7 protein-coding genes, 2 tRNA genes, 3 rRNA genes, 1 pseudogene and 1 other annotated feature are annotated in these 14,998 nt (G+C 44.6%); of the genes and pseudogenes, 2 read left to right on the forward strand and 11 right to left on the reverse strand.

Annotated elements, in window-relative coordinates:
* Positions 1 to 114: 114 nt before the first annotated feature.
* The 4 genes and pseudogenes from MHH23_RS20095 to pdxS form a co-directional block, all read right to left on the reverse strand.
* Positions 115 to 447 (reverse strand): annotated as a pseudogene (locus tag MHH23_RS20095) (methyl-accepting chemotaxis protein); the annotation flags it as partial.
* Positions 448 to 1,043: 596 nt separating this feature from the next.
* Positions 1,044 to 2,318 carry a serine--tRNA ligase gene (serS, locus tag MHH23_RS01275; protein WP_008342028.1) on the reverse strand — a complete coding sequence of 425 codons (1,275 nt, stop codon included), beginning with the start codon at positions 2,316 to 2,318 and terminating at the stop codon, positions 1,044 to 1,046.
* Positions 2,319 to 2,366: 48 nt separating this feature from the next.
* Positions 2,367 to 2,582, reverse strand: a binding site (T-box leader).
* 53 nt (positions 2,583 to 2,635) lie between these two features.
* Positions 2,636 to 3,226, reverse strand: a complete 591-nt coding sequence (pdxT, locus tag MHH23_RS01280; RefSeq protein ID WP_251211377.1) for a pyridoxal 5'-phosphate synthase glutaminase subunit PdxT — start codon at positions 3,224 to 3,226, stop codon at positions 2,636 to 2,638.
* Between the two features lie 20 nt (positions 3,227 to 3,246).
* Positions 3,247 to 4,131, reverse strand: a complete 885-nt coding sequence (gene pdxS / locus MHH23_RS01285; protein ID WP_039170343.1) for a pyridoxal 5'-phosphate synthase lyase subunit PdxS — start codon at positions 4,129 to 4,131, stop codon at positions 3,247 to 3,249.
* 246 nt (positions 4,132 to 4,377) lie between these two features.
* Between pdxS and pdxR the strand changes: the two genes are divergently transcribed.
* Positions 4,378 to 5,856: a MocR-like pyridoxine biosynthesis transcription factor PdxR gene (gene pdxR, locus MHH23_RS01290; RefSeq protein WP_125591022.1), complete on the forward strand. Its 1,479-nt coding sequence runs from the start codon at positions 4,378 to 4,380 to the stop codon at positions 5,854 to 5,856.
* Positions 5,857 to 5,897: 41 nt separating this feature from the next.
* On the opposite strand, the gene MHH23_RS01295 is transcribed toward pdxR, so the two are convergent.
* Positions 5,898 to 7,223, reverse strand: a complete 1,326-nt coding sequence (locus tag MHH23_RS01295) for a D-alanyl-D-alanine carboxypeptidase family protein (RefSeq protein WP_008342036.1) — start codon at positions 7,221 to 7,223, stop codon at positions 5,898 to 5,900.
* A 160-nt stretch (positions 7,224 to 7,383) separates the two neighbouring features.
* Positions 7,384 to 8,850 carry an IMP dehydrogenase gene (gene guaB, locus MHH23_RS01300; RefSeq protein WP_008342039.1) on the reverse strand — a complete coding sequence of 489 codons (1,467 nt, stop codon included), beginning with the start codon at positions 8,848 to 8,850 and terminating at the stop codon, positions 7,384 to 7,386.
* 121 nt (positions 8,851 to 8,971) lie between these two features.
* On the opposite strand from guaB, the gene MHH23_RS01305 reads away from it, so the two are divergent.
* Positions 8,972 to 9,940, forward strand: coding sequence for a YaaC family protein (locus tag MHH23_RS01305; protein ID WP_113767306.1), 969 nt, complete (start codon positions 8,972 to 8,974; stop codon positions 9,938 to 9,940).
* 11 nt (positions 9,941 to 9,951) lie between these two features.
* On the opposite strand, the gene rrf is transcribed toward MHH23_RS01305, so the two are convergent.
* The 5 genes from rrf to MHH23_RS01330 form a co-directional block, all read right to left on the reverse strand.
* A 5S ribosomal RNA gene (gene rrf, locus MHH23_RS01310) occupies positions 9,952 to 10,067 on the reverse strand.
* A 61-nt stretch (positions 10,068 to 10,128) separates the two neighbouring features.
* A 23S ribosomal RNA gene (locus MHH23_RS01315) occupies positions 10,129 to 13,059 on the reverse strand.
* 98 nt (positions 13,060 to 13,157) lie between these two features.
* Positions 13,158 to 13,233 (reverse strand) — tRNA-Ala (locus tag MHH23_RS01320).
* Positions 13,234 to 13,247: 14 nt separating this feature from the next.
* Positions 13,248 to 13,324: transfer RNA gene (locus MHH23_RS01325), tRNA-Ile, on the reverse strand.
* 96 nt (positions 13,325 to 13,420) lie between these two features.
* Positions 13,421 to 14,969, reverse strand: a 16S ribosomal RNA gene (locus tag MHH23_RS01330).
* Together the 16S, 23S and 5S rRNA genes with 2 tRNA genes alongside form the textbook arrangement of a ribosomal RNA operon.
* Positions 14,970 to 14,998 lie beyond the last annotated feature (29 nt).

A 14,998-nucleotide genomic window follows, 5' to 3' on the forward strand; every position in this document is an offset into this window, starting at 1 on the left:
ATATCATATCATCTTATTTTAAGTCAACATCTTTTCGAAAAAAAATTCAACATTTGATTTTGGTATGATGTTTAGCCTATAAAAAGCAGCCGATTATCGGCTGCTCTTCATCTATTACGTATCCTGTCTAATTTCTTCTATAAAAAGATTCATCTCTTCTTTAAAATCATTTAATGACTCAATAATCTTTGTAAAGTCTGTCACTTGTTTAGCTTGTTCGTTTGTTGAACTGCTGATTTGTGAGATATTTTCAGATAAAGTGCCAATGCTGTCTTGGATTTCTTTTAAAAATGCATTAATGGTTTCAGCTGCTTCCTTTGATCCATCTGATAACTTACGTACCTCGTCTGCAACAACAGCAAAGCCTTTTCCATTTTCACCTGCTCTGGCCGCTTCAATTGCAGCATTGAGTCCTAACAGGTTTGTTTGTCTCGCAATACCGCCAATGGTTTTGACGACTTCTTCAATGTTTGCGGATTTCTCTTCTGCTCTTCCGGCCTGCTCGCTAATTTCTAAGCTTGTCGCAGCCAGTTCTTGAGAATGAGCAGCAATTTGCTCAATTCCACCTTGTAACTCTTTCGCTACTTTATTGATATGTTCCATATAGCCGCTTAATTTCTTCTCACGATGATGTGAAAAAGCCACTAAAAAAGAGCCAATCACTTTTCTATCTTCATCAAAAATCGGATAACCTTTTACAGCAATTTCATAACCATATAAAGACTCTGGCAAATGCCCATCATATTCTTGTCCTCTTAATGTCGTCGCCACGTTTTGGTCCTCTGGGTTTAAAGCGTCCCCTACTTTAATGCCAAAATCTACTGTGGTCGATGGATAATAGCAAAGTACCTTTTCTGTATCAGTGATGCCGAAAAGAACACTTTCATCTAGAACTTTTCTGAGTAATTGAGCCATTTCAACATAATAGTCAAGCCTATTCAAGGTTATTCCTTCTTTCCTAGATGCTTTTAGTTCTTTTATCGGCTTATTTTAGAAAAGCTGTAGAAGTTTAGGTAAAAAGAATAAGATGCCATGACGGCATCTTATTTTATCACTTCTTTATTTCCCATATAAGGACGTAACACCTCAGGAATGATCACTGTTCCATCCTCTTGTTGATAGTTTTCTAAAATGGCTGCAACAGTTCTTCCTACTGCTAAACCAGATCCATTTAATGTGTGGACGTGTTCTGGCTTTGCTTTAGGCTCAGGGCGGAAACGAATGTTTGCTCGTCTCGCTTGGAACGCTTCAAAGTTACTGCAAGAAGAAATTTCACGATACGTATTTTGGCTTGGAATCCATACTTCGATATCGTATTTCTTCGCAGCCGTAAAGCCTAAATCTCCTGTACACATGCTCATGACACGGTATGGCAGGTTCAATAATTGAAGAACTTTTTCTGCTTGGTTTGTTAGTTTTTCTAATTCTTCATAAGAATCTTCTGGTCTGACAAATTTCACAAGCTCTACTTTGTTAAATTGGTGCTGACGGATGAGTCCGCGCGTATCTCTGCCAGCAGAACCAGCTTCTGATCTAAAGCAAGCACTAAATGCTGCATAATTGATTGGCAGCTGCTCTCCTTCAAGAATTTCGTCACGGTGCATGTTCGTAATTGGCACTTCAGCCGTTGGAATGAGGAAATAATCTTCTTCTCGAATTTTAAAAGCATCCTCTTCAAACTTTGGAAGCTGTCCAGTTCCTGTCATGCTTGCTCTGTTGACCATATAAGGTGGTAGTACTTCAGTAAAACCAAATTCATCTACGTGTAAATCCAGCATAAAGTTATAAAGTGCACGCTCTAACCGTGCGCCTAGCCCTTTATAAAAAACGAAACGGCTTCCTGTCACTTTTCCTGCACGTTCAAAATCCAAAATTTTCAGCTCATCGGCTACATCCCAATGCGGCTTTGGTTCAAATGAGAAGGCTGGCTGTTCGCCCCATTTTCTCACTTCAATGTTGTCATCTTCTGTTTCACCGACTGGTACAGAGTCATGAGGGATGTTTGGAATTGAGAATAGGATGGTTTGCAGGCTTTCCTCTACTGTTCTTAATTCATCATCTAACTTCTTAATCTCATCGCCTACCTCACGCATTTCTTGAATAATGTGATCGGCGTCTTTCTTTTCTCTTTTTAGAACAGCCACTTGCTGTGATACTTCATTTCTTCGGCTCTTTAATACTTCCGTTTTGCCGATTAATTCTCTTCTTTTTTGATCCAGCTCACCAAACTTATCAAAATCCGCTAAATCTTCGCCTCGATGGGCTAATTTTTCTTTGATTTGATCAAAATCCGTGCGCAGTTGTTTAATATCCAGCATGTGTAACACTCCTTTTTTATCGAAAAATAAAAAGAGCCCTCATCCCATGAAAGGGACGAGAGCTCTCGCGTTGCCACCCTGATTGAAAACACGCCAAAAGCATGCTTTCCTCTTTCCTCTGTAACGGCATCACCGTAAATGCTTACTTCGTGTTTCAGCATTTCGCTCAAGGATGGATTCAGAATGCATCTTTCACCGATTCTCACCAACCATCGGCTCTCTGAGAAAGAGGGGCTTCTTACTATTTCCCGTCAACGCTTTTTCGATCTTTGATTGTGATTTTAATGTACTATAAGTTTTATCTCTTTTCAACCGTTTTATACAGCAAGCTTCGTTTTATAGGACTCCACCATCTCAACAAACAGCTGTGTTAACCGATGGTCGTCTGTCAGCTCTGGATGAAAAGAACAACCTAAGATATTGTTTTCTTTCGCCATCACAATCCTGCCGTCATACTCAGCCATGACCTCTACGCTCTCATCTGCGCTGATGATATGAGGCGCACGGATGAACACTCCTGTAAACGGCGCATCCAGTCCTTTCACTTCTACATCTGCTTCAAAGCTGTCTACCTGTCTGCCAAACGAATTACGTGCAACAGATACATTTAACAGTCCAAGATGAGCATCTTCTCGATCTTCTATATGCTTTGCCAGCATAATCAAACCGGCACAAGTCCCAAATATCGGTTTACCTTGAGCAGCGAACGCTTTAATCGGTTCAATGAATTGGTACGTATCCATGAGTCTTCTCATCGTCGTACTTTCACCACCAGGGATAATGAGACCGTCAACAATTTCTAACTCCTCTACCCGCTTGATGATCTTTCCCGCTGCGCCACAAGCTTCAATCGATTGAATATGCTCTCTCACCGCTCCTTGAAGCCCTAGTATACCAATTGTAAGCATGTTCGTTTGCGCTCCCTTAATTACCAGCCACGCTCTTGCATACGCTCTTCTGGCAATAGATTTGAAATTTCAATTCCTTTCATCGCTGTTCCAAGCTCTTTAGAAAGCTCTGCAATTAGACGGTAATCTGTGAAATGAGTCGTTGCTTCTACAATCGCTTTTGCAAACTTAGCTGGATTGTCTGATTTGAAGATACCAGAGCCGACAAATACACCATCTGCTCCAAGCTGCATCATTAATGCTGCATCTGCTGGTGTCGCAACACCTCCAGCAGCAAAGTTTACAACCGGCAATTTGCCGTCTTTTTTAATTTGAACCAATAATTCATAAGGTGCGCCTAGATTCTTGGCTTCTGTCATCAATTCATCTTCGCTCATTGCAACAACTTTACGAATTTGAGCATTGACCTTTCTCATATGACGAACAGCTTCTACAATATTTCCTGTACCAGGCTCACCTTTTGTCCGCAGCATAGAAGCGCCTTCTGCAATACGACGAGTCGCTTCACCTAGATCACGGCAGCCACATACGAAAGGTACTGTGTATTCATTTTTATTTAAATGGAATTCCTCATCTGCGGGCGTCAGCACTTCACTCTCATCAATATAATCAACACCAAGTGCTTCAAGAACACGAGCTTCCACGATGTGGCCGATACGTGCTTTTGCCATGACTGGAATCGTTACTGCATTTTGTACTTCTTCTACGATTCTTGGATCTGCCATACGGGCAACACCGCCTGCTGCACGGATATCAGCTGGTACCCGTTCTAGTGCCATTACTGCCACTGCGCCTGCTTCTTCTGCGATTTTTGCCTGCTCAGCATTGACGACATCCATAATGACGCCACCTTTTTGCATTTCTGCCATTCCACGTTTTACTCGTTCAGTTCCCTTATTGCTCACAATTGTTTCCTCCCATTTGTCTATTCGATTGATTCAACACCTTTATCATACAAGCGACAGAGTATAACAATAAAGAGAATAGTATAACAATTCAATTAGCTCATAAAAAAGAAGAAACCCTTATATATCAAGGTTTCATAGTTAAAAAGGCATCATTTCCTCTTTTAAGTGTTATTAACATGTTATAATGCATCTATAACAATTCGAAACCATCTATAACAATTCCACACCCATTGGAGGATTTTCATGCATATTGATATCCATCGACATTCAGATACATCTCTTTCAAATCAGATTTATTTTTCCATCGTTGATCACATTCAATCAGGTCTGCTTCAGCAAGGCGATAAGCTGCCGACTGTACGTGATCTAGCGAAACAGCTAAATGTAAGTCTTGTCACAGCGGCAAAAGCCTATACACGGCTTAAGGACGACGGATTTTTAACGACTGTACAAGGGAAAGGTACGTTTGTGAATGAGCAGCATGAGCAAACTGACATCCCGGTTCAATCATCTACTTCTTTCGATTGGCAGTTATCGATCCCAGATTATTTACCGAGGTCTCAATTTGCTCAGTATCACTATGTCGAAGAAGCCATTAATCTTTCTTCCTCTATGATTGATCCTGGTCTTTTACCTAACCGGTATTTAGAAAAAGAAATGCAGCATGTCCTAGCCCGGCATCCTCAAATCATGTCAAAATACGGAGAAATACAAGGTGACCTTCAGCTTCGTCAGGTCATTCAATCATTTCTAGAAAAATTAGATGTCCCTTCTACTCCTGAAAATATCCTTGTCACAAGCGGTTCTCAGCAAGGGCTTGATTTAGTAGCACGTACATTTATCGGGCCGGATGATGTAGTTGTCATGGAGGCGCCCACTTATCCAGGCGCAATTGATGTCTTTATGGGGAGGGGGGCACGAATTATTACGGTTCCTGTCGATCATGAAGGAATGAACATGAAACAGCTTCAAAGCATTTGTGATAAATATAAACCAAAGCTCATCTATACCATTCCTACTTTTCACAGTCCTACAGGTGCTAGTATGTCGATGAAACGAAGAAAACAGCTGCTTTTACTGGCACAAAGCATTGATTGTCTCATTGTAGAGGATGATCCTTATCGTGAGCTTTATTTTGAAAAGAAGCCGCCGGCACCCATTAAAAGCCTAGATCACGATGGACACGTCATTTATTTACGAGGATTAAGCAAGACACTGGCTCCAGGATGCAGAATTGGAATTATTACAGCGTCAGGCTCTATATTTAACCGTTTATTAGCTGCAAAAGCCAATAATGATTTAGGGAGTCCGCTTCTCACCCAAAAGGCGATCTTACCGTTTCTCACTTCCAAGAAAATGATCGATCATACGAAAAAATTAAGAACTGCCTTGAAGGTGAGATGCGATTTGATGATGGATGTGTTGACAAAGCATGCGCCAAAGGACGTCACGTGGCAAATCCCACAGGGCGGGCTCAATTTGTGGCTCAGCTTTCCTTCCTGGGTCGATACACGTGCCCTATTACATGAGGCACGGAAGCAGCAAATCACCTTCCTGCCTGGCTCTGTCTGCTATCCTGGGGAGCCGAAGCAGAATTATATACGTCTTAGCTTTTCTTATGTGAATGAAAAGGCACTGACGGAAGGTATGGAAAAGTTATGTGGTATTTTTCAGCAGGCCTTGTCTACACCTCAAAACCACAAACAATCTCTTTTCTTTTAACGATAAAAAAACTGCTCTCACATATAGAGAGCAGTTTTTTATTAGAACCAACCTTTTACTGTGTCGACGATTCCGCCCCAAATGCCAGCGAAGAATCCACCTACACCACGCATTGCAAGGATGAACCAGTTTGCTTTTTCATCACCTGTTTTCGTCACAAGCTCAACACCTGATTGGTCTTTACTCAAATAGCCATAGTCCTTCTCATCACCAGAATAAGAAGTCGTCAGCATGCCAACCTTTGTTCCTTTTTTAATAGGAGCTTCTAGGTTCTTTTTATCAATATTTACTTTCGCTTTATAGCTCTTCTCGTCACCATTTTTAACCGGTACAGAGAAAGCTTCTTTCGTCACGACGGGTACTTCTTTATCTTTCCCTTTATCGACTTCGATGTTTTCATGTCCCTTGATTTGTTGGCCTTTTTTGTACATTTCTTTCATCGTGAAGTTTTTAAAGGCATAATCGAACAATTTTTTCGCCACATCAAAACGAGCTGTATGAAGATTTCCTTTAGCATTCAGGACAACTGCGATCACACGCATGTCACCACGTTTTGCTGTACCTGTGAAGCTAGAACCAGCTGAATCAGTAGAGCCCGTTTTCAGACCGTCTACGCCTTCATATTCTTTCACAAGTCCTTTAAGCATAAAGTTCCAGTTTGGCATGTCCATTTCGTCATCTGTGCCTTCTCTGAACTTTGTTTTCGCGATGCTTGCTGTTTCAAGAATTTCTGGATGATCTTTGATGAGATGCTGTGCAAGCAAAGCCATATCCTTTGCGGAAACTTCGCTTTCTTCATCAGGTCCCGTACCTTTTGGCTGTTTGCCATGTAAGTCTTTATTTTCTAATCCAGTTGCATTCACGAATTTGTAATTGGTTAAACCAAGTTCTTTTGCTTTTGCATTCATTTTTTCAACAAACTTTGATTCTGATCCAGCGATTACCTCTGCTAGACCAATTGCTGCTGCATTTGCTGAATAAATAGCCGTTGCTTGATAAAGTTCTTTGACAGTATACGAACCATCTTTTCTCAATGGAACATTGGATAAACTGCGGTCCTGAGAAATTTCGTACACGTAATCATCTGGCGTATATGTTTGATCCCATTTCACTTTGCCTTCAGCAATCGCTTCTAGTAATAGATACTCTGTCATCATCTTTGCCATACTTGCAATAGGCAGTCTTTGTTCTGCGTTTTTACTATAAAGAATTTTACCTGTAGAAGCTTCAATAAGGATGGCTGCTTTCGCATTCACATTGAATGGATCTTCAGCCGCTTTTGCTTTGGACATTGGGGTAAATGCAGTAACAATCAATGCCAACGCAAGGATAGAGACCATAAGCTGTTTCAACATCTTGCTGTTCAATCGTCATACCTCCGTATTCATCTTTTTTCGACGTTTTTCATATATATTTAATCCACAAGGGCTTATTTCGACACAACAGTATAAATTTTATCACAATAAAGACAAAAAAAATAGACAGAGTCATAGACCCTGTCAAATGTAATTTGATTGTCACAATTTATCAAGAAATTGTGTAGTTTGGTGATTCTTTTGTAATTTGTACATCATGTGGATGGCTCTCACGAAGACCTGCACCTGTCATGCGAATGAATTGTGCTTCTTCTCTAAGAGTACGTAAGTCCTGTGTTCCACAGTAGCCCATACCAGAGCGAATACCGCCAACAAGTTGGTAAACAGTGTCAACAACTGGTCCTTTATACGGTGTACGTCCTTCGATACCTTCTGGAACGAATTTTTTATTATCTTCTTGGAAGTAACGATCTTTACTTCCTTTTTCCATTGCAGCAACAGAACCCATACCACGATATACTTTGAAACGTCTGCCTTGGAAAATTTCTGTTTCTCCTGGGCTTTCAGATGTACCAGCAAGAAGGCTTCCCAGCATAACAGCATGTCCACCAGAAGCTAATGCTTTCACGATATCACCTGAATATTTAATTCCACCATCTGCAATAATAGATTTACCATGCTTTCTTGCTTCTGTTGCACAGTCATAAATCGCTGTGATTTGTGGTACACCGACCCCTGCAACAACACGTGTTGTACAAATCGATCCTGGTCCAATACCCACTTTTACAATATCTGCTCCAGCTTCAAACAATGCTTTTGTTGCTTCAGCTGTTGCAACGTTACCAGCAATGATGTTAAGAGAAGGATACGTTTCACGGATTTTCGATACAGTGTCTAGAACACCTTGAGAATGACCGTGTGCTGTATCAATGACGATCACATCAACATTGGCTTCTACTAATTTTTTCACACGAGTCATTGTATCGCCAGTGACACCTACAGCGGCACCAACAATTAAACGGCCATGTGCATCTTTAGAGGAGTTAGGGAATTCAATCACTTTTTCAATATCTTTGATGGTGATGAGACCTTTTAATGTTCCTTCGTCATCTAAAAGAGGTAATTTTTCAATTTTATATTGCTGAAGGATTTTTTCAGCTTCTTCTAATGTTGTTCCAACAGAAGCTGTCACAAGTTCCTCTTTTGTCATCACGTCGCTAATCTTCATTGAATAATCCGAAATAAAACGAAGGTCACGGTTCGTAATAATCCCAACAAGCTTTTGATCTTGTTCGTTATTAACAATCGGTACACCAGAAATACGATATTTACCCATTAAATGTTCTGCATCGAATACTTGATGATCCGGTGTTAAGAAAAATGGATTTGTAATAACACCACGCTCTGAACGTTTTACTTTGTCCACTTGTTCAGCTTGCTGCTCGATAGACATGTTCTTATGGATGATTCCAAGACCACCTTGACGTGCCATTGCAATCGCCATTTGCGATTCCGTCACAGTATCCATTCCTGCACTAATAATTGGAATGTTCAGCTTTAAAGTGCTTGTTAACTCAACTGATAAATTGACATCACGCGGAAGCACCTCAGACTTTGCTGGAACAAGCAACACATCGTCAAACGTCAAACCTTCTTTTGAAAATTTACTTTCCCACATTAGTAAATCCCCCTCTTTTCGGCAAAATATTATATGTAGATTATCAACTAGGAAACAGCATGTCAAGGAAGCAACAAACAGTTGCAATTTTTAGAAAATATAAAGAGAGTTGAGGAAGAAGATGAAAAGTTCAGGATGGAAGGATTTAAAACGTTTTTACTCACTTGAAACTTCCCAAAAGTTTCTATTTCAACAGTACGAGAAACGGAACATTCAGGAGGCAAACCAGCAAGCCTATAAAAACTGTGAACGATTTATTTACTTTTTAAAGCACGGTCATACATTTTATGACCAAGCCGCATCAGCTCCGCTTGAACTAAAACCGATTTTATTGTTTTATGGAATGGCACAGCTGTTAAAGGCATGTTTGCTGACAGTGGATCCCGACTATCCTTCTCAAACCTCTGTCTTAGCTCATGGTGTCACCTCAAGAAAAAGAAAGAAGCAACATTATCGTTTTAGTGAGGATGAAGTCAAGATTCAGCGAAACGGATTATGTATGCATGTATTAAAGCACTTATTTCATTTAAATGGTCTTGAAGATGAACGATTTACGATGATCAATCTCCTTTCAAAAATACCTGAAATGGGTCATATTCTTGAGTTTCAAAAACAGCCCGCGACTTTAGTGAAAGTAGAGCAAGCAAATGGCATATTGATTCAAGATCATATTCCCTTGCTCTATAATATGTCTGCCGAACGTTTTATTGAATATTTTGAGTTCCATACAACTTGGAAGCTTAAGCAACGAGAAGCTAAAAAACTAACATTTGATGTATTTTCAGAAGAAAACCCTGCTCTTGCTACTCATCTTCATTATGATTTAGAAATGAATCAATGGTTCATTCCATCAACGCGAGATGCCTTTTTAGGGATTCCTGAGATCATCAGCCATTACTTGTTAATGTATAATCTCAGTATGATTGCCCGCTACGAAACAGAATGGTGGTACGAGCTTTTATCTCAATACATTAGTGATGATTATGTCATGATTGAACGTTATATGGAGATTGCCGAGGACAAGTTTCCGGCTTATATCATGATGCTGCTAGAAGAAAACACAAAAAAGACCAGTTCCGATTGGAACTGATCCTTTGAAAAGCTTGGCGGCGTCCTACTCTCACAGGGGGAAACCCCCAACTACCATCGGCGCTGAAGAGCTTAACTTCCGTGTTCGGTATGGGAACGGGTGTGACCTCTTCGCTATCGCCACCAAACCTGATGGAGAGAATGTTCTCTCAAAACTAGATAACAATGTTCATTTTTCACATTAGAATATAGGTTAAGTCCTCGATCTATTAGTATCTGTCAGCTCCACGTGTCACCACGCTTCCACCTCAGACCTATCAACCTGATCATCTTTCAGGGATCTTACTTCCTTGCGGAATGGGAAATCTCATCTTGAGGGGGGCTTCATGCTTAGATGCTTTCAGCACTTATCCCGTCCGCACATAGCTACCCAGCGATGCCCTTGGCAGAACAACTGGTACACCAGCGGTGCGTCCATCCCGGTCCTCTCGTACTAAGGACAGCTCCTCTCAAATTTCCTGCGCCCGCGACGGATAGGGACCGAACTGTCTCACGACGTTCTGAACCCAGCTCGCGTACCGCTTTAATGGGCGAACAGCCCAACCCTTGGGACCGACTACAGCCCCAGGATGCGATGAGCCGACATCGAGGTGCCAAACCTCCCCGTCGATGTGGACTCTTGGGGGAGATAAGCCTGTTATCCCCGGGGTAGCTTTTATCCGTTGAGCGATGGCCCTTCCATGCGGAACCACCGGATCACTAAGCCCGACTTTCGTCCCTGCTCGACTTGTAGGTCTCGCAGTCAAGCTCCCTTGTGCCTTTACACTCTGCGAATGATTTCCAACCATTCTGAGGGAACCTTTGGGCGCCTCCGTTACATTTTAGGAGGCGACCGCCCCAGTCAAACTGCCCACCTGACACTGTCTCCCTGCCCGATAAGGGCAGCGGGTTAGAAGGTCAATACAGCCAGGGTAGTATCCCACCGATGCCTCCACCGAAGCTAGCGCTCCGGTTTCCAAGGCTCCTACCTATCCTGTACAAGCTGTACCAACATTCAATATCAGGCTGCAGTAAAGCTCCACGGGGTCTTTCCGTCCTGTCGCGGGTAACCTGCATCTTCACAGGTACTATAATTTCACCGAGTCTCTCGTTGAGACAGTGCCCAGATCGTTGCGCCTTTCGTGCGGGTCGGAACTTACCCGACAAGGAATTTCGCTACCTTAGGACCGTTATAGTTACGGCCGCCGTTTACTGGGGCTTCAATTCGCACCTTCGCTTACGCTAAGCGCTCCTCTTAACCTTCCAGCACCGGGCAGGCGTCAGCCCCTATACTTCGCCTTACGGCTTCGCAGAGACCTGTGTTTTTGCTAAACAGTCGCCTGGGCCTATTCACTGCGGCTTCTCGGGGCTTTAACACCCTAAGAAGCACCCCTTCTCCCGAAGTTACGGGGTCATTTTGCCGAGTTCCTTAACGAGAGTTCTCTCGATCACCTTAGGATTCTCTCCTCGCCTACCTGTGTCGGTTTGCGGTACGGGCACCTCTCACCTCGCTAGAGGCTTTTCTTGGCAGTGTGGAATCAGGAACTTCGCTACTAAATTTCGCTCGCCATCACAGCTCAGCCTTCACGGGAAACGGATTTGCCTATTTCCCAGCCTAACTGCTTGGACGCGGATATCCAATACCGCGCTTACCCTATCCTCCTGCGTCCCCCCATTGCTCAAATGGTGAGGAGGTGGTACAGGAATATCAACCTGTTGTCCATCGCCTACGCCTTTCGGCCTCGGCTTAGGTCCCGACTAACCCTGAGCGGACGAGCCTTCCTCAGGAAACCTTAGGCATTCGGTGGACGGGATTCTCACCCGTCTTTCGCTACTCATACCGGCATTCTCACTTCTAAGCGCTCCACCAGTCCTTCCGGTCTGACTTCACTGCACTTAGAACGCTCTCCTACCACTGTTCGTAAGAACAGTCCGCAGCTTCGGTGATACGTTTAGCCCCGGTACATTTTCGGCGCAGAGTCACTCGACCAGTGAGCTATTACGCACTCTTTAAATGGTGGCTGCTTCTAAGCCAACATCCTGGTTGTCTAAGCAACTCCACATCCTTTTCCACTTAACGTATACTTTGGGACCTTAGCTGGCGGTCTGGGCTGTTTCCCTTTCGACTACGGATCTTATCACTCGCAGTCTGACTCCCAAGGATAAGTCATCGGCATTCGGAGTTTGACTGAATTCGGTAACCCGGTAGGGGCCCCTAGTCCAATCAGTGCTCTACCTCCGAGACTCTTACCTTGAGGCTAGCCCTAAAGCTATTTCGGAGAGAACCAGCTATCTCCAGGTTCGATTGGCATTTCACCCCTACCCACACCTCATCCCCGCACTTTTCAACGTGCGTGGGTTCGGGCCTCCATTCAGTGTTACCTGAACTTCACCCTGGACATGGGTAGATCACCTGGTTTCGGGTCTACGACCACGTACTCATGCGCCCTATTCAGACTCGCTTTCGCTGCGGCTCCGCATCTTCTGCTTAACCTTGCACGGGATCGTAACTCGCCGGTTCATTCTACAAAAGGCACGCCATCACCCGTTAACGGGCTCTGACTACTTGTAGGCACACGGTTTCAGGATCTATTTCACTCCCCTTCCGGGGTGCTTTTCACCTTTCCCTCACGGTACTGGTTCACTATCGGTCACTAGGGAGTATTTAGCCTTGGGAGATGGTCCTCCCGGATTCCGACGGAATTTCACGTGTTCCGCCGTACTCAGGATCCACTCTGGAGAGAACAACATTTCAGTTACAGGGCTGTTACCTTCTTTGGCGGGCCTTTCCAGACCTCTTCGCTTATATCGTTCCTTTGTAACTCCGTATAGAGTGTCCTACAACCCCAAGAGGCAAGCCTCTTGGTTTGGGCTGTTCCCGTTTCGCTCGCCGCTACTCAGGGAATCGCATTTGCTTTCTCTTCCTCCGGGTACTTAGATGTTTCAGTTCCCCGGGTATGCCTTCTCATACTCTATGTATTCAAGTATGGATACTACTCCATTACGAGCAGTGGGTTTCCCCATTCGGAAATCTCCGGATCAAAGCTTGCTTACAGCTCCCCGAAGCATATCGGTGTTCGTCCCGTCCTTCATCGGCTCCTAGTGCCAAGGCATCCACCGTGCGCCCTTTCTAACTTAACCATTTCTTACTTTAGAAAGAATCACTATGTGTGATGAACTTTGCATTGCATTCAATGTGAATGTATTACTTATTGTTATCTAGTTTTCAAAGAACACGTTGGTGGAGCCTAGCGGGATCGAACCGCTGACCTCCTGCGTGCAAGGCAGGCGCTCTCCCAGCTGAGCTAAGGCCCCGATTTAATAGAAGATGGTGGGCCTGAGTGGACTCGAACCACCGACCTCACGCTTATCAGGCGTGCGCTCTAACCAGCTGAGCTACAGGCCCATCTTTCATATCGAAGATATGATGTTGTAGGATCTTTTGCAAGTTCCTTCAAAACTAAACAAGACGAAAAACGTACGCTGCTCCATATATCCTTAGAAAGGAGGTGATCCAGCCGCACCTTCCGATACGGCTACCTTGTTACGACTTCACCCCAATCATCTGCCCCACCTTCGGCGGCTGGCTCCATAAAGGTTACCTCACCGACTTCGGGTGTTGCAAACTCTCGTGGTGTGACGGGCGGTGTGTACAAGGCCCGGGAACGTATTCACCGCGGCATGCTGATCCGCGATTACTAGCGATTCCAGCTTCACGCAGTCGAGTTGCAGACTGCGATCCGAACTGAGAACAGATTTGTGGGATTGGCTAAACCTTGCGGTCTCGCAGCCCTTTGTTCTGTCCATTGTAGCACGTGTGTAGCCCAGGTCATAAGGGGCATGATGATTTGACGTCATCCCCACCTTCCTCCGGTTTGTCACCGGCAGTCACCTTAGAGTGCCCAACTGAATGCTGGCAACTAAGATCAAGGGTTGCGCTCGTTGCGGGACTTAACCCAACATCTCACGACACGAGCTGACGACAACCATGCACCACCTGTCACTCTGTCCCCGAAGGGAAAGCCCTATCTCTAGGGTTGTCAGAGGATGTCAAGACCTGGTAAGGTTCTTCGCGTTGCTTCGAATTAAACCACATGCTCCACCGCTTGTGCGGGCCCCCGTCAATTCCTTTGAGTTTCAGTCTTGCGACCGTACTCCCCAGGCGGAGTGCTTAATGCGTTAGCTGCAGCACTAAGGGGCGGAAACCCCCTAACACTTAGCACTCATCGTTTACGGCGTGGACTACCAGGGTATCTAATCCTGTTCGCTCCCCACGCTTTCGCTCCTCAGCGTCAGTTACAGACCAGAGAGTCGCCTTCGCCACTGGTGTTCCTCCACATCTCTACGCATTTCACCGCTACACGTGGAATTCCACTCTCCTCTTCTGCACTCAAGTTTCCCAGTTTCCAATGACCCTCCCCGGTTGAGCCGGGGGCTTTCACATCAGACTTAAGAAACCGCCTGCGAGCCCTTTACGCCCAATAATTCCGGACAACGCTTGCCACCTACGTATTACCGCGGCTGCTGGCACGTAGTTAGCCGTGGCTTTCTGGTTAGGTACCGTCAAGGTGCAAGCAGTTACTCTTGCACTTGTTCTTCCCTAACAACAGAGCTTTACGATCCGAAAACCTTCATCACTCACGCGGCGTTGCTCCGTCAGACTTTCGTCCATTGCGGAAGATTCCCTACTGCTGCCTCCCGTAGGAGTCTGGGCCGTGTCTCAGTCCCAGTGTGGCCGATCACCCTCTCAGGTCGGCTACGCATCGTCGCCTTGGTGAGCCGTTACCTCACCAACTAGCTAATGCGCCGCGGGTCCATCTGTAAGTGACAGCCGAAACCGTCTTTCATCCTTGAACCATGCGGTTCAAGGAACTATCCGGTATTAGCTCCGGTTTCCCGGAGTTATCCCAGTCTTACAGGCAGGTTACCCACGTGTTACTCACCCGTCCGCCGCTAACATCCGGGAGCAAGCTCCCTTCTGTCCGCTCGACTTGCATGTATTAGGCACGCCGCCAGCGTTCGTCCTGAGCCAGGATCAAACTCTCCGAAAAAGTACAAAACCGAAGTTTTGTTTTTCGTC

The organism is Bacillus sp. FSL K6-3458 (genome assembly GCF_038005045.1).
GTDB classification, from domain to species: domain Bacteria; phylum Bacillota; class Bacilli; order Bacillales; family Bacillaceae; genus Bacillus; species Bacillus altitudinis.

Bases quoted from the DNA above. Each gene is read 5' to 3' on its own strand.
- guaB (WP_008342039.1), bottom strand. From the start codon at position 8,850: ATGTGGGAAAGTAAATTTTCAAAAGAAGGTTTGACGTTTGACGATGTG.
- pdxT (WP_251211377.1), bottom strand. From the start codon at position 3,226: ATGCTTACAATTGGTATACTAGGGCTTCAAGGAGCGGTGAGAGAGCAT.
- pdxR (WP_125591022.1), top strand. From the start codon at position 4,378: ATGCATATTGATATCCATCGACATTCAGATACATCTCTTTCAAATCAG.
- serS (WP_008342028.1), bottom strand. From the start codon at position 2,318: ATGCTGGATATTAAACAACTGCGCACGGATTTTGATCAAATCAAAGAA.
- MHH23_RS01305 (WP_113767306.1), top strand. From the start codon at position 8,972: ATGAAAAGTTCAGGATGGAAGGATTTAAAACGTTTTTACTCACTTGAA.